This is a genomic window from Streptomyces sp. NRRL F-525, from assembly GCF_000716605.1.
Lineage (GTDB): Bacteria > Actinomycetota > Actinomycetes > Streptomycetales > Streptomycetaceae > Streptomyces.
On the sequence record NZ_JNXE01000014.1, the window covers coordinates 18,625 to 38,006 of the forward strand.

A 19,382-nucleotide genomic window follows, 5' to 3' on the forward strand; every position below is an offset into this window, starting at 1 on the left:
TTTGTGCCTTTCAACTCCGGGCCCGTTGCGTGACGGCGATGCACACCAGCACCGCCGCAGCGGTCAACGGGGCCGCCACGGGCAGGTGTTCGCCGAGGAGCAGGACCGACCACACCAATGTGAGGAGCGGTTGGGCGAGTTGGAGCTGGCTCGCCTTCGGGACGCCGATCGCCGCCATGCCCCGGTACCAGACGACCAGCCCGAGGAACTGCGAACCGGCGGCGACCCACAGCAGCCCGGCCACGCTGTGCGCGGTGAGGTGCGGGGTGTCGTACGACAGGGCGAGCGCGGCGGCGGGCACGGTGAGCGGCAGGCAGAGGACCAGTGCCCAGGCGATGACCTGCCAGCCGGGCATGACCCGGGCCAGTCGGCCGCCCTCGGTGTAACCCGCCGCGCAGACCAGCAGCGCGGCGAGGAGATACAGGTCGGCGCTGGTCACGGCGCCGCCGCTCTGCTGGACCGTGAAGGCGAGCACCGCGCCGGCGCCCGCGAGCGCGGCCGTCCAGAAGGTGCGCGAGGGGCGGATGCCGGTGCGCAGCGCGGACAGGGCGGCGGTCGTCAGCGGCAGCAGACCGACAACCACCGCCGCGTGGGCGGTGGTTGAGGTCTCCAGCGCGAGTGTGGTGAGCAGCGGGAAACCGACCACCACTCCGGCGGCTACGACGGCCAGCCCGGCCCAGTGCCGACGGCCGGGCACGCGGACGCGCAGCGCCAGCAGACAGCCGCCCGCGATGACCGCGGCGAGGACGCTGCGCACGGCCACCAGCGACCAGGCGCCGAAGCCTTCGAGCCCCCAGGCGGTGGCGGGGAAGGTGAGGGAGAAGGCGATCACACCGAGCGCGGCCTGGACCGTACCGGCGCGGACCGTCGCTGTCGTGCTGGGGGAGGTGCTGACCGCTATCGGGCTCGGGGCAGTAGCGCTATCGTGTGCTCTCATGCAAGAGCGTAGCAGTGTCGGTGAACTGGCGAATCACCTGCGACAGGAACTCAACCGCTACTCTCCCGGTGGAAAGCTGCCGTCGAGCCGGGCGCTCGTCGAGCGGTTCCGGGTGAGCCCCGTGACCGTCTCGCGCGCCCTCGCGCAGCTGGCCGCCGAGGGGCTGGTGGTCACCCGGCCCGGCGCCGGCGCGTTCCGGGCGACGCCCCGCCCCGCGACCGCCGCCTCGGGGGACACCTCCTGGCAGGAGGTGGCGCTCAGCGCGGACGGCACCGCCGACTTCGTCCCGCGCACGGTGGACGCGTCCGCGGTCCTGGCCACGCTGGCCGTGCCGCCGCCGGGCGTGATCGAGTTCAACGGCGGCTATCTGCACCCCTCCCTGCAGCCCGAGCGTGCGATGGCCGCGGCCCTGTCCCGGGCAGGCCGTCGCCCCGGGGCTTGGGGCCGACCGCCGATGGAGGGCCTGCCGGAACTGCGCGAGTGGTTCGCGCGCAGCATCGGCGGAGCGGTGACGGCCGCCGACGTCCTGGTCAGCGCGGGCGGCCAGACCGCGCTCACCACCGCACTGCGCGCCCTCGCCCCGCCCGGCGCACCGGTCCTGGTCGAATCCCCCACCTACCCGGGCATGTTGGCGATCGCGCGGGCAGCCGGTCTGCGCCCGGTCCCGGTACCGGTGGACGCGGACGGCGTGAAACCAGCCCTGCTCGCCGACGCGTTCCGTGCCACCGGCGCCCGTGTCTTCGTCTGCCAGCCCCTGTTCCAGAACCCGACCGGCGCGGTCCTCGCCTCCGCCCGCCGCCCGGAGGTCCTGCGCATCGCCCGGGACGCGGGCGCGTTCGTCGTCGAGGACGACTTCGTACGACGGCTGGTGCACGAGGACGCGGGCCCCTTGCCGCGTCCGCTCGCCGCCGACGACCCCGACGGAGTCGTCGTCCACGTCGGCTCGCTCACCAAGGCGACCTCGCCCAGCTTCCGGGTCAGCGCCCTGGCCGCGCACGGCCCGGTACTGGAACGGCTGCGCGCCATCCAGGTCGTCGACACCTTCTTCGTCCCCCGCCCGCTCCAGGAAGCGGCCCTCGAACTCGTCGGCTCCCCGGCCTGGCCCCGCCATCTCCGCGCGATCTCAACGGAGTTGAAGACCCGCCGCGACACGATGACGGCCGCCCTGCGCCTCGAACTCCCCGCCTTCTCCCTCCCGCACATTCCCTCCGGCGGCTACCACCTCTGGCTCCGCCTCCCTGACGGCATGGACGAGCAGTCCCTGGCGATCGCGGCCCTCCGCGCGGGCGTCTCCATCACTCCCGGCCGCCCCTACTTCAGTGCCGAACCCCCGGCCGCCCACGTCCGGTTGAGCTTCGCGGCGGTCGCCGGGACGGGGGAGATCGTGGAAGGGGTACGACGGCTTCGGGCAGCCTGCGAGGAGGTGCTCTAGCGCTCAGGTACCGGCACCAGGGCGCCGGTGAACTCCAGGGACGCGAACAGCTCCGGCGTCAGGTGGACGCCCGTGAGGCGATGGGCGAGCGCGAAGGCGGCCTCGTTGCACAGGTCGTAGCTGCGCTCCTCGCCCTCCCTCAGATCGAAGCCCGACTCCCGCATCCCGGCGAGGAGTTCGGGGTCGTCCGCGTGACTGCCGTCCCGGGAGTAGGCGAAGAGCGGCTCGAAGCGCAGCCGTGTCTCCCCGTCCTCGAACCAGTAGAAGCGGTCCACCGCGTTCACGTTGCGGAAGTGGGAGACCACCGTGCGCCCGCGCGAGACCGGGAGCATGGCCGCGCTGGTGACGCCCAGATAGCCGTTGTGCTCGACCATCAGCGACCAGTCGCCGACCGCGGCGACACCGACGAACAGCGGGTCCCCGTAATGCTCGCCCCAGGTGATGTACGACGGCTCGCGCAGGGGCTCGACACCCTTGACCCTTATCAACTCCGGCTCCGCGCCCAGCTCATGGAGCAGCCGGTCCGGTGTGATCTCCCGGACCAGCGTGACGCAGTAGGCGTGCATCAGCGGGGAATGCTCCGTCTGGAGCCAGGTGTAGTCGGCGGCGGTCGTCATCCGGGTCATGTCTCGAAGCCTGCCACGCACCACTGACAACGCCCGTTCCACCGGTGAAAACCGCTCGACACCCCACCCTCCGACCTGTGATTCTCCGGCCATGAACGACATCCCGAGCCTTCCCGACGGCTATGAGTTCTCCGCCGACTCCGCCCGCGTCGACATCGACCGCACCCACCGCTGGCTGTCCACCGACGCTTACTGGGCGAAGGACCGGCCCCGCGAGAAGCACGAGCGCGCGGTCGCGTCCTCGATGAACTTCGGGGTGTACGACACGGCTTCGGGGGAGCAGGTGGCGTACGCGCGCGTGGTCACCGACCACGCCGCGTTCGCGTGGCTGTGCGACGTGTACGTGGACCCGTCGGCGCGCGGCAAGGGCATCGGCACGGCCTTCGTCGGCGCCGTGTGCGAGGAGCTGCGGCCGTTCGGGCTGCGGCGGATCCTGCTCGCCACGCACGACGCCCACGGGGTGTACGAGAAGCTCGGGTTCAAGCCATTGGAGCGGCCCGACCGGTGGATGGCCCTCGGTTTGGAGTGAGTTGTCCGCCTGGTCCCGACCCTCGACGTGAGGTTTCGCCCACCCTGGGTAACTCTCATCCGGCCCCCCTTGACCTGCGTACTTCGGCGGGATCACGATCGCGGCATGCAACTTCGGGTCACGTTTGTCGCCGCCGCGCGCAGCTCCCCGTTGCTCGCGGAGCGCTTCGAGGACGACCGCCCGCTGGACCAGGCGGGCTGGGACGAGGTGCAGCGCGCTGCCCCGGTCCTGCTGCCGCTGGCGGCGGCGGAGCTGCGCTACTGCTCACCGACCCCGCGCAGCCGCACCACCGGCGACGGCCTCGGTTACACCCCGCTGGTGCAACTCGCCCTGCGGGACTGCGACATGGGCCGTTGGCGCGGCCTGACCCTCGGCGAGGCGATGGCCCGCGAACCGGCCCTGGTCGACGCCTGGCTCGCCGACCCGCGCTCCACCCCGCACGGCGGCGAGTCCCTGCTGGCCTTCATCGCCCGCGTCGGCGGCTGGCTGGACACGCGCCCGGACGACGACGGCGGCCGCATCGTCGCCGTAGCCGAACCCTCCGTCATCCGCGCCGCGTTGGTCTACGCCCTCAAGGCACCCCCGTCGACCTACTGGAACTTCGACGTACGCCCCCTGTCGACGACCACGGTCACGGGGCATGCGGGGCGGTGGAACCTGCGGTTCGACGGGGCGGGGGTTCAGTCGAGGCGGGTGTAGGGCGGGCCGCCACCGCTCAACTCCCGCGCGCATACTCCGTACTCAGCACCAGATCCTTCGCCGGTCCGCCCACCCGCCACACCGTCCGCCAGTGGTCCGCGTCCAGAACCGTGAACTCGCCCCGGTACAGATCCGCCGAACAGGGATGGTCGGCGACGTGGTGCCCCGAGGTCAGATCCAGGTCGTGGAACGGCCGCCCGTCGCCGAAGCGGACGTCGGCCACCGCGGGGGCCCCGCCCGGCAGGAACCGTAGGGTCCGTTCGGCGGGGCGGGCCACGCCCTGCCAGGTGAAGGTGCCCAACTCCGTGTGCAGCAGGCCCCCTTCGGGCAGGGCGCTGAAGACGGTCGTACCCGTGAAGTCGCCCTCGTCCCCGCTCGACAGGTCCCGTACCGACCGCCGCACCCGCCAACTCCCGGACAGATACGCCAATACGTCGGGCACCGGCCAGAACTCGCCCATCGTCATCCCTTCCCGCGCCGCCGCCGACGACGCAGGCCGTCCGGCGAGTCGGTGGGCGCCTTGCGTTCGCCCTGGGCCCGGATCTCGTAGTGCGACGCGTGGCTCGTGGCCCGGAAGGCCTCCTCGTACGCGGCCAGGGCGCCGCCCATGGCGCCCCCGGCGGTGCCGCGGCGGCGGATCCGCCGGGCCAGCCAGGTGAAGAAGCCCAGTACGGCGCCGAGGAAGCCGAGCAGGGCCAGGTACGGGAACAGCGCATGCATGCCTTCGACCCTACGTCCCTCCCGCGCCGATCCCATTGACGTGCTCACGCCGCTTCCCTATCTTGCCGTTCGAAGTGCTGACCGACGTTTGGTATTTCGAACGACCTCGGGGCGCCCCCTCAGGGCGACTTTCCTCGGGGCAACTTCAGAGCACCTTCAAGAGCCGCGGAGTATCCATGTCACGCACCAGCCGCACCCGCCTGAGACTTGCCTTAGGGGCAAGCGCTTTCCTGCTGGCGACGGCCGTCGTCCCCGCACCCGCCCACGCCGAGGACGTCACGGACGTCACCGACTACGCGATCACCGTCGATCCGTCGGCGCGGGGCGCCGCGATCGACAAGACGATGTACGGCGTCTTCTTCGAGGACATCAACCGCGCGGCGGACGGCGGCCTGTACGCCGAGCTCGTGCAGAACCGGTCCTTCGAGTACTCCACCGACGACAACAAGTCGTACACCCCGCTGACCGCTTGGACGGTCGCCGGTACGGCCCAGGTGGTGAACGACGCCGGCCGCCTCAACGAGACCAACCGCAACTACCTCTCCCTGGCGGCGAGTTCGTCCGTCACGAACGCCGGTTACAACACCGGCATCGCTGTCGAGGACGGCAAGAAGTACGACTTCTCGGTCTGGGCCCGCGCCGACAGCGGTACCACCCTCACCGTGAGCCTCCAGGACACCGGCGGCACCCTGGCGACGGCACGTCAGGTGCGGGTGAAGAAGGACGGCTGGGCGCAGTACAGGGCGACCTTCACCGCGACCCGCACCAGCACCACTGGCCGCCTCACCGTCGGCACCTCCGACGCGTCCGCCCTCGACATGGTGTCCCTCTTCCCTCGCGACACCTACAAGCACGAGCCGAACGGCCTGCGCCAGGACCTCGCCGAGAAGATCGCCGCACTACACCCGGGCTTCGTGCGCTTCCCCGGCGGCTGCCTGGTCAACACCGGTTCCATGGACGACTACAGCGCCGCCTCCGGCTACCAGCGCAAGCGCTCGTACCAGTGGAAGGACACCGTAGGCCCGGTCGAGACCCGTGCCGTGAACTCCAACTTCTGGGGATACAACCAGAGTTACGGCCTCGGCTACTACGAGTACTTCCGCTTCGCCGAGGACATCGGCGCGATGCCGCTGCCCGTCGTACCGGCCCTGGTGACCGGCTGCGGCCAGAACAAGGCCGTCGACGACCCGGCGCTGCTCCAGCGGCACATTCAAGACACCCTGGATCTCGTCGAGTTCGCCAACGGGCCGGTGACGTCGAAGTGGGGCGGGCTGCGCGCCGAGATGGGCCATCCCAAGCCCTTCCACCTCACCCACATCGAGGTCGGCAACGAGGAGACCCTCCCCGCCGAGTTCTTCGCCCGCTTCACCCAGTTCCGTACGGCGATCCAGGCCAAGTACCCGTACATGACCGTGATCTCCAACGCGGGCCCGGACGACAGCGGTTCGACCTTCGACACGGCCTGGCAGCTCAACAAGGACGCCAAGGTCGACATGGTCGACGAGCACTACTACAACAGCCCGCAGTGGTTCCTGCAGAACAACGACCGCTACGACTCCTACGACCGCACCGGCCCGAAGGTCTTCCTCGGCGAATACGCCTCCGGTGGCAACGCGTTCAAGAACGGCCTCGCCGAGGCTGCCTACATGACCGGCCTGGAACGCAACGCCGACGTCGTCAAACTCGCCTCCTACGCACCGCTGTTCGCCAACGAGGACTACGTCCAGTGGCGCCCGGACCTGGTGTGGTTCAACAACCACGCGTCCTGGGGCTCCGCCAACTACGAGGTCCAGAAGCTGTTCATGAACAACGTCGGCAGCCGGGTGGTGCCCTCAACTGCCACCGGCACACCGTCACTTGTCGCCCCGATCTCCGGCGCGGTCGGCCTGTCGACCTGGGCGACGAGCGCGGCGTACGACGATGTGCAGGTGACGGCGGCGGACGGTTCGGCGCTGCTCTCCGACGACTTCTCCGGTGACGCGGCTCAGTGGACCCATACGGGAGGCGGGAGTTGGAGCCTCCAGGACGGGCAGTACGTCCAGACCGACACCGCCGCCGAGAACACCATGGTGTCGGCGGGCGACCCGGCCTGGCACGACTACGACCTGCACGTGAAGGCCACCAAGAAGGCAGGAAAAGAAGGCTTCCTGGTCGCGTTCGGGGTCAAGGACACCGGCAACTACTACTGGTGGAACCTGGGCGGCTGGAACAACACCCAGACCGCGGTCGAACAGGCGGTGGACGGCGGCAAGTCGACGCTGATCGCCAAGCCGGGGACCATCGAGACGGGCCGCGCCTACGACGTCGACATCAAGGTGAGGGGCCGTCAGGTCACCCTGTACCTCGACGGCGAGGAGTGGGGCAGCTTCGCCGACGACAAGCCGGCCGAGCCGTTCCGTCAGGTCGTCACCAAGGACGCGAAGACCGGCGACCTGATCGTCAAGGTAGTCAACGACCAGTCTTCGGCGGCCCGTACGGCGATCGACCTGGGCCGCGCCAAGGTCGCGTCCAGGGCGAAGGTGACCACGCTCGCCGCCGCGCCCGACGCGGTGAACAGCGAGACGGCGACCGCGGTCGCGCCGGTCGTGTCCACCTTCAACGGGGTTGCGGACAGGTTCAGTTACACCTTCCCGGCGAACTCGGTCACGTTCCTCAGGATCAAGCAGAGGTAGCTTCCGCTTGAGCGTCCGGCGCGGGCTGCTGTCCCAGCGGCAGCAGTCCGCGCTCGGCGAAGACCTTCTTGGCGGCGAAGGTGGCGTTGAGCGCCTTGGGGATGCCGCAGTACACGGCGGAGTGCGTGAGGGCCTCGATGATCTCCTCGGGCGTGAGGCCCACGTTCAGTGCCGCGTTCACGTGCACGTCGAGCTGCGCCTCGCAGCCGCCGAGCGCGGTGAGCATGCCCAGCGTCACCAACTGGCGGTCGCGCGGGGCGAGTCCGGGACGGTCGTAGATCTCGCCGAAGGCCCAGGCGACGACCTGGTGGCCCAGTTCGGGGTTGATGTCGGCGAGCGAGTCGACGACGCGCTGCCCGGCCTCGCCGTCGACCCGCTTCAGGACCTCCAGGCCGTGGGTGAAACGCTCTTCACGGGTGGTGCTCGCGCTCATGTCGGTTCATCCGATCCCGGCCGCTCGTGCTCGACCTCGTCGAGGAGCAGCTGTTCGTAGTGGTCGATCTTGTCGTCCAGCGCGGACGCGTTGCGGCGCAACGCCCTGATCCGGTCGGCCAGTTCGGCACGGTGCTCACGGAGCATCGCCAGCCGGTCGGCGACCGTGACATTCCCCGCCGCCCGCAGCCCCGCGAACCGCTGCATGTCGGCGATCGACATACCCGTCCCGCGCAGCCGCAGCAGAAACTCCAGCCAGGCCAAGTCCGCCGCCTGGTACCGCCGTTGGTTGCCGGTGGTCCGCCCGACCCGCTCGATGAGGCCGGCCTTCTCGTAGTAGCGCAGCGTGTCGTGCGAGAGACCGGTGCGCTCGGCGACCTGGGCGATGGTGAGGGTGGGTTCCCGGTCCCGGGGGAGGGGTTCCGGGGGCTGTCCGCTGCTCATGGACACAACCGTAGAACCTGGAGCGCGCTCCAGGTCAAGCGGACCGGGGGCCACTGCGGGCGCGGGACCCGGATCCGAACCGTAGAACGGCGCTTGACCTGGGGATTACCCGCCCCGCACACTTGTCCGGCTCCCGGGGAGGGAGTTGGCGAGGGGGATTCCACATGAGCGGGACGACCGCGGTCGACGTGTACCAGGACCGCTGCGAGCAGCTGTTCCTGGCCGGGGGGGAACGCGGCCGTCCGGCGTGCCGCGCAGGAGGGGCTGGACGAGCTGGGGCCGCAGCCCGATCTCTACTGCTGGCTGGCCCTCGGGCATGCCGTCGAGGACGACGACGACCACGACGACCGTGCGGAGGAGGCGTTCCGGGCGGGGCTCGGGCTCGACGCCGACCATCTCGGGCTCCTCGCCGGTTACGCCGAACTGTGCCTGCGCGCCGACGCGTTCGAGTACCCCGGCCGTGCCGCGCGTGCCTCCGTTCTCTCCCGGCGCCTGAAGGAGCCGGCACCGGAGTCCGCCGAGGCCGAGCGGCCCGCCGCCGAGCGCTGGGCCCGGCGCGGTTACTGGGACGACATCAGGATGAGGGCGGTGGTCGGTGCGCTCCAGGGCCGTGACACCGAGGCCCAGGCCCGCGCCCTGGCCGAGGACCTCCGGCAGCGGGACGGCGACGGCGGCGACGGCGCGATCACGCGGGGCGCCGGGAGCGTGGACCGGGCCGCCACCGTGCGTGCCACGACCCTGGAGGCGCTGTCCGGCCCGTGGAACGCGCCGGTGCGCCTCCTCGGCCGGTACCGGACGGCCGCGTGGGCGGTCAGCCTCATCCTGTGCTTCGCCACCAACACGGCGCTGCGGCGGACGGGAGTGGTGGACCACTTCAGCCTGTGGGGCTACCTCTGGCTGATTCCCCTGCTGATCGTCGACCGCCGTTTCGCCGCCGTCCGCAAAGAGGCCGAGGCCCGCCACGTCGCCCACCTCGAAGCCGTACTCGCCGAGCGGTCCTGACCGAGCGGGAGGTGTCAGTCCCGCGCGGGCCGGCGCCGGTAGTGGCCGAGGGCGTAGTGCGCGGGGACGAGCGCGATCCAGAACCACATGGCGGCCTTCGTGTTGAGGAAGGCCAGGGGGATGGACAGGCCGAACACCAGGACGCTGGAGCCGAGTTGGGCGGTGAAGCGACGGCGGGCCCTGGCGGCGGGGGAGTCGGGTGAGGGGTGCACCTGGCGCTGCGTGAGCAGCAGGAGCGCCGCGTGCACCGCGTGGATCGCGGCCATGGCGCTCGCGTAGAGGGCCACGGCGTCGGGCTGTGAGGCGTACTCGGCCAGGAGCCCGGTGGGAAAGGGCAGGAGGGCGACCAGGCCGAGTCCGAGGAGGGTGAGGCGGGTGACCACGCCCGTCTCGACGGGCACCGCGGTGAGGATGCGGCGGTGGTCACGCCAGAACCCGGCGATGAGGGTGAAGCTGAGCGCGAAGGCGCCGAGGCTGGGCAGGGCGTCGCTCAGGGCCTTGTGGAAGGCGGCGTCGCCCAGGTTCGAGGGGACCGCGACGTTGATGACGAGCAGCGTCATCGCGATGGCGTATATCCCGTCGGACAGAGCGATCAGGCGTGCCGTGCCGGGGGAGTGCTCGGGTGTGCGCATCGCTGCGACGGGCTCCGTCATGCCGACGACAGTAGGGCGTCGCGTCCTTGAGCGGTGGTGTCGAACCGTCGGGTCCGCTTACGGTCGGTCCGTGATGATCAGATGTGACGAGCCGCGCGGACTCGGCGTCCCGGACGCCGAGGCGCGGTTGCGCTTCGAGGCGGAACCGCAGCGGAGCGGGGGTCGGACCGGGCGGAGACTGCTCGTGGTCGACGGGGAGCCCGCGTTCGAGCTCAGCTACTGGTGTGGGACATGCCCGTTGCTGTTCCGCCGGTTGGTGACCGCGAATCAGAAGCTGTCGCTGGAGGACCTACGGGAGCAGCTCACCGGGACGCTGGCCGAGCCCGGTGACGGCGGTGTGATCGACGCGTTCGGCGCGTTGCTGCCACAGGGCGAGTACCTTCCGGTGCTGCTGCGGGTGGAGCCCCGGCTGGTGATCCCGGGCCGCGAAGGCGACTACTTCAGCGGCGAGCAGGTGGACTCCTCGGGGATCGACCAGTTCTGGGGCCTCCCGGAGTACCCGCACACGCCGTACTACCGGACCTTCGAGACCGCGGTCGACGCGTCCGCCCACCTGTACGAGTTCGTCGTGCCGATGGTTCCGCCGACGTGGAACGACCGGGAGCGCGTCGAGGAGTACGTCGAGCTCATGGACCGGGGTGCGGTCCCGACGGCCGTGGCGGTCTCGACGCTGGACGTGTGCGAGCCCGCCATCGCCTTCGGGGACGACCAGTCCCAGCACTGGGGTCTGACGCACTTCCTCCTCGACGGCCACCACAAACTGGAGGCCGCGGCCACCGCCGGCCGCCCGGTGCAACTCCTCTCGCTGCTGGCCCTGGGCGAGGGACTGGCGAGCGCTGACGACTGCGCCCGGCTGCCCGCCCTGCGTGCTCAGCCCCGCTCGGCCCGTACGCAGGGCCCGGCAGCACAGGGATCTTCCCCCGCGGATCCACGGTGACGGTTTGCCCGGTTTTCAGCCCGTCCCGGGACACGTAGACCGTCCCTCTTGTTTCGAGGTCCGACGTGCCGGCCTGGTTCACACCTGCGGTGCATGTCCAGGCCGGACGTCGCGTCTCCTTGCCGTCCGCCGTACCAGTCGGGCTCTTTTGGACCGGGCAACCTCTTTGATCCAGCCACCTGCAAGTCTGTAAGACCGGAAAGTTCTCAATGTCCGCAGACCGCCGTGCCAAGTTTGGACGAGGTGGTCTTTTCTGGCAGCTCGCGGCATGCGATCTTAGGGGTATGAGTGGAGGCAGAGGGCGAATGCTCACGGGGACGCTCAGGGTGCTGCTCATCCGTCGAGGAGTGTTGCGGGCCGGTCGGTCGGTGCCGCGCGAAGGCGGTGCGTCGACACCCGGCGACCTGCGCCCCGGGCGGCCGCTCCATGAGCTGGCCGCGGGCGTGTTCCGCAGGGCCAGGGGCTTCGGATCCGGGCGACAGAGTCGACGCGGTGGAACGGCGCACGCGCATGCGGACGGATTCGATGCCGCGTACCCCTGGGAAATGCCGGGCGGTACCCAAGAGTTGATCAGCGGTTACGAGGTCTGTCCAGCCGATTGCGATTCGCTGGACGTTTCCATGCGGACATTGAGCGAACTCGAGGAACCCCGTGCCTGCCCAAAGAATTGCGGCAATAATCTAGAATGGGTGACATTGAAGGTTTCTCGTATTGAACTGCCGTAAGCCCCTCGAAGGTGGCAACCCATGAACGACCATCGCGCAGAGAATATGCGGCCTCGGCGTCCGCAGCAGCGTGCGCCGGAGACAAGGTCCCGGATTCTCGACGCGGCTGGTCAGGTTTTTCTGGAAAAGGGTCTAATGAGCCTGCCCTGGTAGCGGCAACTGGCGGAATTAAAAGAGCAGGGTGAGCTGAGGCCGCATATCGTCCTGGAGGATCACGCCGTCCAAATCGCTGGAACGTGGTCCGGTCGAAAAGCGCAGCAATGAGGCTGACACCGAGACGACATAGTTCCTCCAAGTCCCGTCAGGCCTCCCCCAGTTGACCAACGCTGTTCGTCCCGGCCGTCCGCTGGATGAGGTGGGCGGGCCACGCCCCGCCTGACGTGCATTTACCTGCGGCCAGACACTTTGGCGGGGGCTGAATGCCCGCGACTTCCTGTGAAAGTCCACTGCGGTCTTGCCTGCGGCGCACGTCCGTGCCTCGCGCGTCACCGGCAGTCGCTTCCCTGGAAATAGGGGCGCGCAGACGAACCGGGGGAGGTCGTTCTTGGCAGGTCAGATTCGATGATGAAAGCCTGAATCGGTCAAACGTGATCCGCACAACAGCAGCCACCGCGCATGAACGTTTAATCACAGGGGTATGCAGGCCTGCGGTTACGTCCTGGCTGCTAAAGGAAGAGTTGCTTTGGAATCCATAGTTGCTTCTAGCAACGTCGACCGACGCGCACTGGTTTCGCTTTTCGCTCGTCTTCGCAGGAGTGAAGGACAGTCCAATCCGCTACCCATCTACGATCAGCTCAGGTCGCTTGGCGAAGTGATCCCGGCGCCGTGGGGAGGGCATTTGATAACCTCCTATCGGCTGTGTCACAGCATTCTACGAGATAAGTCGTGGAGGGTTCCCGATCGTCAATGGCGCGCCAGCCAGACGGGCTCGAATCGATGGAATTCAGCCGCATCGTTCCAGATGGCTTCCACCCTGCCGATGCTGAATCCTCCGCTCCACACGCAGACGAGGGAAATCCTTGGTCGCGTGTTTCACAAAGGCCTACTCCCGCAGTTGGGTTCTTCGATACAAAAGACGGTCGACCGTCTCCTCGACCAATTCTTCGAGGAGCTGAGTCAAGGGCCGGCGGATTTCGTGAAGAGCGTCGGTGAGGAACTTCCCGTAATCGCGATCGGTGAGTGGCTGGGCCTGCCTTCCTCCGACTACGGCCTCCTGCGCACCCTGACCCACGACCAGGTCTTCACCCAGGAGTTGTTTCCGTCCGCGACCGAGCTGTCACTCTCGGATGCCGCGACCGCTCAACTCCGGTCCTACTTTTCCGCACTGATCAATGACCGCCGGGAGAATCCTGGCACCGATCCCATTTCGAACTGGCTCAGGATCTGGGATGAACGAGAGCGCGACCGGGCCACCGTCGACGAGGCCGTCCACTCCATAGCCCTGTTCATGATTCTCGCGGCCTTGGAGACGACGAGCCACGTGCTGTCCGCGACGCTCCGCCTCGTGCTCAGCCACCGCGAGCAGGAGGACTGGCTGCGCCAGCTCCCTCACCTCGTACCGGACGCGGTGGAAGAGGCCCTGCGCTACGACCCACCGATTCACATGATCAGCCGCATCGCCGGCACCACCACCGACCTTGGCGGAATCCGTGTGCCCGCAGGCGGGATGGTCCAACTCATGGTGGGAGCAGCGCATCACGACCCGGCCCAGTGGACGGATGCACACCACTTCGATGTCCGTCGTCGTCAGACGAAGACGGCGGGACCCCCGCACCTGAGCTTCGGCGCCGGAATCCACTACTGCCTTGGCAGCCAGCTCGCACGCCTGGAAGCGACAGTCCTTCTCGAATCCCTGCTCAAGCGCCCCGGGCGCCTTCGCATCAACGCACCTGTCCAGTGGGCATCGCGGATCGCCTTCCGGCGCACGACCTCGCTGGAACTCGTCCTCGAATGACCTCCACCCACTCCAAGGAAGCTGACATGCCGACCGACTTCAAGAGCCTGCGCGTGGTCGAAGAGGGCCCCATCCTCCAGGTGCAGCTCAACCGGCCCGAGAGCGGAAACGCCCTGTCCGGAGAGGTTCTCACCGACCTCCTGGAGGTGCTGAACAGGCTTCAGGAGGACACCACGATTCGCGTCATGGTGCTTTCCGGGGCAGGAGATGACTTCTGCCAGGGAGGCGACCGCAGCGAGTTTCCCGCCCTGCTGGCCGAAGACCCCTCCGGTGGCTCGCTTCGCGCGCTCGCCGCCAAGGCTGAGCGTGTGTGCGCCGCACTCTCCAGACTGGAGGTGGTCACCATCGCCCGGCTTCACGGAGACGTCATAGGGGCCGGCTTGGGACTCGCCATCTATTGCGATCTGCGCGTCGGTGCCGACACCTGCCGCTTCCGGATGCCAGAGCTAGGGCTCGGGCTCCCGCCCGCTTGGGGAGGAGTCCTGGACCGTCTCCCCACGGAGGTGGGGCAGTCCTGGGTCCGCTACCTCCTGCTGACCTCGGAGGCTTTCGGTGCGGACCGGGCCCGGGAACTCTCCGTCCTCCACAACGTCGTTCCACGTGACGGCCTGGACGCGGCCGTCAGCCGTCTGGCCAAGACGATGGCACGCCGGGACCCCGCGGCCATCCGAATAACGAAGCGCATGCTGAGCGCACGCGCCAACGCCGCCCAGCTCTCCATCGGCGGCTACTTCGACGGAGAGCTGCTCACATCCGCGGTGACCCGGGCGGTCAATGCGCGTTCGTCGAGAGGACAGACGAGTTCCGACCCGAGCTGACGGCTCCCCCCCCGGCCGGTCCAGCGAAACCAGCCCCCGCGCCGGGCGGATGGAACTCGGCTGGACCTTCCGCGACCTCTGCCGGACGGATCCCTTCGCCGAGAGGTCCCCCGAACAGGCGGCGTGGCCTTCCCGACGGGGGAGACCACGCCGTCGGCGGAAGTCACGGGCACCACTGGAGGCTTCCCCTTCGCCGGGCCCGTCGCGTCCGGGCTCTGGTACGCGTGCGAGCGCTGCCGCCAACACGTCAAGGCCGACCGGCGGGCCGACCTGGCCCCCGAGTGCGGCCACCCCGCGGGCAGCGACCGAGCCGACACCTGGCAGGCCTTCCGCGGCGCACGCCTTCCCGGGCCGGGCCATGCCTGGCCGCTGGTGACGCACTCTCGGCCACACCGACGTGAGTGCATACCCACCCCCTCGGATTGCATAAACGTGCAGCGAAACGTATAGTCATGCCATCGAAGAGGAGGGTTCCATGGCGGTACGTGCGGCAGTGGCCGGAGCGAGTGGATACGCGGGCGGGGAACTCCTGCGTCTGCTCCTGGCGCACCCCGAGGTCGAGATCGGTGCCCTGACCGGCAACTCCAACGCCGGACAGAAACTCGGCGCGCTGCAACCGCATCTGCTGCCGCTCGCCGACCGGGTCCTCCAGGAAACTACCCCCGAAGTCCTCGCCGGACACGATGTCGTCTTCCTCGCGCTCCCGCACGGCCAGTCCGCCGCCGTCGCCGAGCAGCTCGGCCCGGACGTCCTCGTCGTCGACATGGGCGCCGACTTCCGGCTGAAGGACGCGGCCGACTGGGAGAAGTTCTACGGCTCCGCGCACGCCGGCACCTGGCCCTACGGCCTGCCCGAACTCCCGGGCGCCCGCGCCGCGTTGGCGGGATCCAAGCGCATCGCCGTGCCCGGCTGCTACCCGTCGGCCGCCTCGCTCGCGCTCTTCCCGGCGTACGCCGCCGGACTCGCCGAGAACGAGGCCGTGATCGTCGCCGCATCCGGGACCTCCGGTGCTGGCAAGGCCCCCAAGGCTCACCTGCTCGGCAGTGAGGTCATGGGGTCCATGTCGCCCTACGGCGTCGGCGGTGGGCACCGGCACACCCCCGAGATCATCCAGAATCTGGGCGAGGCAGCCGGTGAGACCGTCACCGTCTCCTTCACGCCCACCCTCGCGCCGATGCCCCGCGGCATCCTCGCCACGTGCAGCGCCAAAGCGCGTGAAGGGGTCACCGGTGAGTTGCTCCGCGCCGCGTACGAGAAGGCCTTCGCCGACGAGCCCTTCGTCTTCCTCCTCCCCGAGGGGCAGTGGCCCGCGACGGCGTCCGTCTACGGTTCCAACGCCGTTCAGGTGCAGGTCGCGTACGACGAGGCCGCGGGACGGATCATCGCGATCAGCGCCATCGACAACCTGACCAAGGGCACCGCGGGCGGTGCCGTACAGAGCATGAACCTCGCCCTCGGGCTCGACGAGTCCACCGGGCTGACCACGATCGGAGTCGCGCCGTGAGTGTGACGGCAGCACAGGGATTCACGGCCGCGGGAATCGCCGCCGGGATCAAGGAGAACGGCAACCCGGACCTGGCCCTCGTGGTCAACACCGGGCCCCGCCTCGCCGCCGCGGGCGTCTTCACCTCCAACCGCGTCAAAGCCGCGCCGGTCCTCTGGTCCGAGCAGGTGCTGAAGGGCGGCAAGGTCTCCGCCGTCGTCCTCAACTCCGGTGGCGCCAACGCCTGTACGGGTCCGAAGGGCTTCCAGGACACGCACGCCACCGCCGAGAAGGTCGCCGACACGCTCGGGCTGAACGCCGCCGAGGTCGCCGTCGCCTCGACCGGTCTCATCGGTCTGCTCCTCCCGATGGACAAGCTGCTTCCGGGAGTCGAGGCCGCCGCCGGTCAACTCTCCCCGCACGGCGGCGAGAAGGCCGCCATCGCCATCAAGACCACGGACTCCGTCCACAAGACCGCCGTCGTGACCACCAAGGACGGCTGGACCGTCGGCGGTATGGCCAAGGGCGCCGGCATGCTCGCCCCGGGCCTTGCCACCATGCTCGTCGTCCTCACCACCGACGCCGATGTCGCAAGTGACGTACTGGACACGGCACTTCGGGCCGCCACGCGCACCACCTTCGACCGTGTCGACTCCGACGGCTGCATGTCCACCAACGACACCGTGCTGCTGCTCGCCTCCGGCGCCTCCCAAGTCACCCCGGACCAGGCCGAGTTCGCTGAGGCCGTGCGTGCCGTCTGCGACGACCTCGGGCAGCAGCTCATCCGGGACGCCGAGGGCGCCAGCAAGGACATCAAGGTCGAGGTCGTCAACGCCGCGAGTGAGGACGAGGCCGTGGAGGTGGGCCGTTCCATCGCCCGGAACAACCTCCTCAAGTGCGCGATCCACGGCGAAGACCCCAACTGGGGACGGGTGTTGTCCGCGATCGGGACCACCAAGGCCGCCTTCGAACCCGACCAGCTCAACGTCGCCATCAACGGTGTGTGGGTCTGCAAGAACGGGGGCGTCGGCGAGGACCGCGAGAAGGTCGACATGCGCTACCGCGAGGTGCACATCGTCGCCGACCTGGCCGCCGGGTCCGAGACCGCGACGATCTGGACCAACGACCTCACCGCGGACTACGTCCACGAGAACAGCGCGTACTCGTCATGAGCACTACCCGCAAGCACACCGCGCTGCCCAAGGCGCAGATCCTCATCGAGGCGCTGCCCTGGCTGACCCGGCACAACGGCAAGACCGTCGTCATCAAGTTCGGCGGCAACGCCATGATCGACGAGGACCTGAAGGCCGCCTTCGCCCAGGACGTCGTGTTCCTGCACCACGCCGGGCTCAAGCCCGTCGTCGTGCACGGCGGCGGCCCGCAGATCAGCGCCGCCCTCGACCGGCACGGCATCGTCAGCGAGTTCAAGGCCGGCCTGCGTGTCACCACCGAGGACGCCATGGACGTCGTACGGATGGTCCTCGCGGGGCAGGTGCAGCGCGAGTTGGTCGGGCTGCTCAACCAACACGGGCCGCTCGCCGTCGGGTTGACCGGCGAGGACGCGCACACCATCACCGCCACCAAGCATCTGCCCGAGATCGACGGGGAGTTGGTCGACATCGGGCGGGTGGGCGAGATCACCGCGATCGACACCGGCGCGATCGAGGCACTGCTCGCGGACGGCCGTATCCCGGTCGTCTCGTCGATCGCCAGGAGCGAGGACGACGGACATGTCTACAACGTCAATGCTGACACGGCTGCTGCGGCTCTCGCTGCTGCGCTGGGGGCCGAGACTCTCATGGTCCTCACGGACGTCGAGGGTCTCTACGAGGACTGGCCCAACAGCGACGAGGTGATCAGCCGCCTCACCGCCACCCAACTGGAGAAGCTGCTCCCGGAGTTGAGCTCCGGGATGGTGCCGAAGATGGAGGGCTGTCTGCACGCCGTGCGCAACGGCGTGACCACCGCGCGCGTCATCGACGGCCGGGTCCAGCACTCGATCCTGCTGGAGATCTTCACCGACGAGGGCATCGGCACGATGGTCGTGCCGGACGAGCTGCCCGACGCGAAGCCCGCAAAGAAGAAGAACGCCAAGAAGGCCGGCAAGAAGCAGGGGGATGCCGTATGACCGCCAATGAGGAGCTGACCCAGCGCTGGCAGGGGTCGCTCATGAACAACTACGGCACCCCGAAGCTCCCCCTCGTCCGCGGCGCCGGTGCCAAGCTGTGGGACGCCGACGGCAACGAGTACGTCGACTTCGTCGGCGGGATCGCGGTCAACGCCCTCGGGCACGCCCACCCGGCGATCGTCGAGGCCGTCAGCACGCAGATCGCCCAACTCGGCCATGTCTCCAACCTGTTCATCGCCGAACCGCCCGTCACCCTCGCCGAACGGCTGCTTGAGCGGTTCGGCCGGGACGGCAAGGTGTTCTTCTGCAACTCCGGCGCCGAGGCCAACGAAGGCGCCTTCAAGATCGGCCGGTTGACGGGCCGTCAGCACATGGTCGCCACCCAAGGCGCCTTCCACGGACGGACGATGGGCTCCCTCGCCCTCACCGGCCAGCCCGCCAAGCAGGAGCCGTTCCTGCCGCTGCCCGGCGATGTCACACACGTGCCCTACGGCGACGCGCAGGCGCTGGCCGCCGCCGTCACCGAGGACACCGCGCTCGTCATCATCGAGCCGATCCAGGGCGAGAACGGCGTCGTCGTACCGCCCGCCGGCTACCTGAAGGCGGCCCGCGCCATCACCGCCGCGCACGGCGCGCTGCTGGTCCTGGACGAGGTGCAGACCGGGGTCGGCCGTACCGGGCACTGGTTCGAGTACCAGGCCCACGAAGGCGTGCTGCCCGATGTCGTGACCCTCGCGAAGGGACTCGGCGGCGGGCTGCCGCTCGGCGCCACCGTCGCCTTCGGTCGTGCGGCCGAGCTGCTCCAGCCGGGCCAGCACGGCACGACGTTCGGCGGCAACCCGGTCGCCTGCGCCGCCGGACTCGCCGTACTCGACACCATCGCGAACGAGGGGTTGCTGGAGAACGTCAAGCGGCAGAGCGAGAAGCTGCGGGACGGAATCGAGTCGCTGGGCCACCCGTTGATCGATTATGTCCGGGGTGCGGGTCTCCTCCTGGGTATCGTGCTCACCGAGCCGCTCGCGCCCCAGGCGCAACAGGCGGCTCAGGACGCCGGCTTCCTGGTCAACGCGCCCGCCCCCGATGTCGTACGGCTGATGCCACCGCTGAACCTCGGCGACGACGAGGCGGACGCGTTCCTCCGGGCGCTGCCCGGTGTTCTGGACGTGGCCAAGGGGGACGGATGATCCGGAG

19 protein-coding genes are annotated in these 19,382 nt (G+C 69.2%); 12 read left to right on the forward strand and 7 right to left on the reverse strand.

Annotated features, from left to right (window positions below; genetic code table 11):
- Nucleotides 1-10: 10 nt before the first annotated feature.
- Entirely contained in the window at nt 11-937 is a 927-nt protein-coding gene (locus tag OO69_RS20510) for a DMT family transporter (protein WP_078652503.1), read from the reverse strand.
- Here OO69_RS20510 and OO69_RS20515 point away from each other — a divergent pair.
- Nucleotides 936-2,369 carry a PLP-dependent aminotransferase family protein gene (locus OO69_RS20515; RefSeq protein WP_033282185.1) on the forward strand — a complete coding sequence of 478 codons (1,434 nt, stop codon included), beginning with the start codon at nt 936-938 and terminating at the stop codon, nt 2,367-2,369. The two genes, OO69_RS20510 and OO69_RS20515, sit on opposite strands and share 2 nt — an antisense overlap.
- On the opposite strand, the gene OO69_RS20520 is transcribed toward OO69_RS20515, so the two are convergent.
- Nucleotides 2,366-2,995, reverse strand: a complete 630-nt coding sequence (locus OO69_RS20520; protein WP_158713408.1) for a DUF6461 domain-containing protein — start codon at nt 2,993-2,995, stop codon at nt 2,366-2,368. The two genes, OO69_RS20515 and OO69_RS20520, sit on opposite strands and share 4 nt — an antisense overlap.
- Nucleotides 2,996-3,086: 91 nt before the next feature.
- Here OO69_RS20520 and OO69_RS20525 point away from each other — a divergent pair, with 91 nt between their 5' ends.
- Nucleotides 3,087-3,524 (forward strand): GNAT family N-acetyltransferase, encoded by a 438-nt coding sequence (locus tag OO69_RS20525; protein WP_033282186.1) that lies wholly within the window; start codon nt 3,087-3,089, stop codon nt 3,522-3,524.
- A 105-nt stretch (nt 3,525-3,629) separates the two neighbouring features.
- Complete coding sequence (locus OO69_RS20530) at nt 3,630-4,223, forward strand: histidine phosphatase family protein (protein ID WP_033282187.1); 594 nt, start codon at nt 3,630-3,632, stop codon at nt 4,221-4,223.
- Between the two features lie 16 nt (nt 4,224-4,239).
- Here the strand turns inward: OO69_RS20530 and OO69_RS20535 are convergent, their stop codons facing one another.
- Both OO69_RS20535 and OO69_RS20540 read right to left on the reverse strand, forming a co-directional pair.
- The gene (locus tag OO69_RS20535) at nt 4,240-4,683 is read right to left on the reverse strand and encodes a DUF6314 family protein (RefSeq protein WP_033282188.1); all 444 of its coding nucleotides are present in this window, start codon (nt 4,681-4,683) and stop codon (nt 4,240-4,242) included.
- 2 nt (nt 4,684-4,685) lie between these two features.
- A complete protein-coding gene (locus OO69_RS20540; RefSeq protein WP_033282189.1) occupies nt 4,686-4,943 on the reverse strand; it encodes a hypothetical protein in 258 nt (85 codons plus the stop codon).
- A 176-nt stretch (nt 4,944-5,119) separates the two neighbouring features.
- Here OO69_RS20540 and OO69_RS20545 point away from each other — a divergent pair, with 176 nt between their 5' ends.
- Nucleotides 5,120-7,615: an alpha-L-arabinofuranosidase C-terminal domain-containing protein gene (locus OO69_RS20545; RefSeq protein ID WP_033282190.1), complete on the forward strand. Its 2,496-nt coding sequence runs from the start codon at nt 5,120-5,122 to the stop codon at nt 7,613-7,615.
- Here OO69_RS20545 and OO69_RS20550 read toward each other — a convergent pair.
- Together OO69_RS20550 and OO69_RS20555 are read right to left on the reverse strand one after the other, a co-directional pair.
- Nucleotides 7,602-8,048 (reverse strand): carboxymuconolactone decarboxylase family protein, encoded by a 447-nt coding sequence (locus tag OO69_RS20550; RefSeq protein WP_033282191.1) that lies wholly within the window; start codon nt 8,046-8,048, stop codon nt 7,602-7,604. The genes OO69_RS20545 and OO69_RS20550 overlap by 14 nt on opposite strands.
- Nucleotides 8,045-8,491, reverse strand: a complete 447-nt coding sequence (locus tag OO69_RS20555; protein WP_033282192.1) for a MerR family transcriptional regulator — start codon at nt 8,489-8,491, stop codon at nt 8,045-8,047. Before OO69_RS20555 ends, OO69_RS20550 begins: the two co-directional genes overlap by 4 nt.
- 588 nt (nt 8,492-9,079) lie before the next feature.
- Between OO69_RS20555 and OO69_RS53020 the strand changes: the two genes are divergently transcribed.
- Nucleotides 9,080-9,493, forward strand: a complete 414-nt coding sequence (locus tag OO69_RS53020) for a hypothetical protein (RefSeq protein ID WP_078652504.1) — start codon at nt 9,080-9,082, stop codon at nt 9,491-9,493.
- Nucleotides 9,494-9,507: 14 nt separating this feature from the next.
- Here OO69_RS53020 and OO69_RS20565 read toward each other — a convergent pair whose 3' ends face one another.
- Complete coding sequence (locus tag OO69_RS20565) at nt 9,508-10,146, reverse strand: TMEM175 family protein (protein ID WP_033282194.1); 639 nt, start codon at nt 10,144-10,146, stop codon at nt 9,508-9,510.
- Nucleotides 10,147-10,219: 73 nt separating this feature from the next.
- Between OO69_RS20565 and OO69_RS20570 the strand changes: the two genes are divergently transcribed.
- The 7 genes from OO69_RS20570 (at nt 10,220) to OO69_RS20600 (ending at nt 19,375) form a co-directional block, all read left to right on the forward strand.
- A complete protein-coding gene (locus OO69_RS20570; protein WP_033282195.1) occupies nt 10,220-11,083 on the forward strand; it encodes a hypothetical protein in 864 nt (287 codons plus the stop codon).
- A 1,686-nt stretch (nt 11,084-12,769) separates the two neighbouring features.
- Nucleotides 12,770-13,762: a cytochrome P450 gene (locus tag OO69_RS20575; RefSeq protein ID WP_324604563.1), complete on the forward strand. Its 993-nt coding sequence runs from the start codon at nt 12,770-12,772 to the stop codon at nt 13,760-13,762.
- 26 nt (nt 13,763-13,788) lie between these two features.
- Complete coding sequence (locus tag OO69_RS20580) at nt 13,789-14,580, forward strand: enoyl-CoA hydratase/isomerase family protein (protein WP_051801136.1); 792 nt, start codon at nt 13,789-13,791, stop codon at nt 14,578-14,580.
- Nucleotides 14,581-15,055: 475 nt separating this feature from the next.
- The gene (gene argC / locus OO69_RS20585) at nt 15,056-16,084 is read left to right on the forward strand and encodes an N-acetyl-gamma-glutamyl-phosphate reductase (protein WP_033282197.1); all 1,029 of its coding nucleotides are present in this window, start codon (nt 15,056-15,058) and stop codon (nt 16,082-16,084) included.
- Nucleotides 16,081-17,235 carry a bifunctional glutamate N-acetyltransferase/amino-acid acetyltransferase ArgJ gene (gene argJ, locus OO69_RS20590; protein ID WP_033282198.1) on the forward strand — a complete coding sequence of 385 codons (1,155 nt, stop codon included), beginning with the start codon at nt 16,081-16,083 and terminating at the stop codon, nt 17,233-17,235. Before argC ends, argJ begins: the two co-directional genes overlap by 4 nt.
- A complete protein-coding gene (gene argB / locus OO69_RS20595; protein WP_033282199.1) occupies nt 17,232-18,191 on the forward strand; it encodes an acetylglutamate kinase in 960 nt (319 codons plus the stop codon). The genes argJ and argB overlap by 4 nt, the downstream gene beginning before the upstream one ends.
- Nucleotides 18,188-19,375: an acetylornithine transaminase gene (locus OO69_RS20600; protein WP_033282200.1), complete on the forward strand. Its 1,188-nt coding sequence runs from the start codon at nt 18,188-18,190 to the stop codon at nt 19,373-19,375. The genes argB and OO69_RS20600 overlap by 4 nt, the downstream gene beginning before the upstream one ends.
- Nucleotides 19,376-19,382 lie beyond the last annotated feature (7 nt).

What these genes read in the sequence shown, in the direction of transcription:
- OO69_RS20535 (WP_033282188.1), bottom strand. Translation starts at nt 4,683, where the DNA reads ATGGGCGAGTTCTGGCCGGTGCCCGACGTATTGGCGTATCTGTCCGGG.
- argB (WP_033282199.1), top strand. Translation starts at nt 17,232, where the DNA reads ATGAGCACTACCCGCAAGCACACCGCGCTGCCCAAGGCGCAGATCCTC.
- OO69_RS20540 (WP_033282189.1), bottom strand. Translation starts at nt 4,943, where the DNA reads ATGCATGCGCTGTTCCCGTACCTGGCCCTGCTCGGCTTCCTCGGCGCC.
- OO69_RS20515 (WP_033282185.1), top strand. Translation starts at nt 936, where the DNA reads ATGCAAGAGCGTAGCAGTGTCGGTGAACTGGCGAATCACCTGCGACAG.
- OO69_RS20580 (WP_051801136.1), top strand. Translation starts at nt 13,789, where the DNA reads ATGCCGACCGACTTCAAGAGCCTGCGCGTGGTCGAAGAGGGCCCCATC.
- OO69_RS20600 (WP_033282200.1), top strand. Translation starts at nt 18,188, where the DNA reads ATGACCGCCAATGAGGAGCTGACCCAGCGCTGGCAGGGGTCGCTCATG.
- OO69_RS20565 (WP_033282194.1), bottom strand. Translation starts at nt 10,146, where the DNA reads ATGACGGAGCCCGTCGCAGCGATGCGCACACCCGAGCACTCCCCCGGC.
- OO69_RS20530 (WP_033282187.1), top strand. Translation starts at nt 3,630, where the DNA reads ATGCAACTTCGGGTCACGTTTGTCGCCGCCGCGCGCAGCTCCCCGTTG.
- argC (WP_033282197.1), top strand. Translation starts at nt 15,056, where the DNA reads ATGGCGGTACGTGCGGCAGTGGCCGGAGCGAGTGGATACGCGGGCGGG.
- OO69_RS20550 (WP_033282191.1), bottom strand. Translation starts at nt 8,048, where the DNA reads ATGAGCGCGAGCACCACCCGTGAAGAGCGTTTCACCCACGGCCTGGAG.
- OO69_RS20525 (WP_033282186.1), top strand. Translation starts at nt 3,087, where the DNA reads ATGAACGACATCCCGAGCCTTCCCGACGGCTATGAGTTCTCCGCCGAC.
- OO69_RS20510 (WP_078652503.1), bottom strand. Translation starts at nt 937, where the DNA reads ATGAGAGCACACGATAGCGCTACTGCCCCGAGCCCGATAGCGGTCAGC.
- OO69_RS20555 (WP_033282192.1), bottom strand. Translation starts at nt 8,491, where the DNA reads ATGAGCAGCGGACAGCCCCCGGAACCCCTCCCCCGGGACCGGGAACCC.
- OO69_RS20575 (WP_324604563.1), top strand. Translation starts at nt 12,770, where the DNA reads ATGGCTTCCACCCTGCCGATGCTGAATCCTCCGCTCCACACGCAGACG.
- OO69_RS20545 (WP_033282190.1), top strand. Translation starts at nt 5,120, where the DNA reads ATGTCACGCACCAGCCGCACCCGCCTGAGACTTGCCTTAGGGGCAAGC.
- OO69_RS20520 (WP_158713408.1), bottom strand. Translation starts at nt 2,995, where the DNA reads ATGACCCGGATGACGACCGCCGCCGACTACACCTGGCTCCAGACGGAG.
- OO69_RS20570 (WP_033282195.1), top strand. Translation starts at nt 10,220, where the DNA reads ATGATCAGATGTGACGAGCCGCGCGGACTCGGCGTCCCGGACGCCGAG.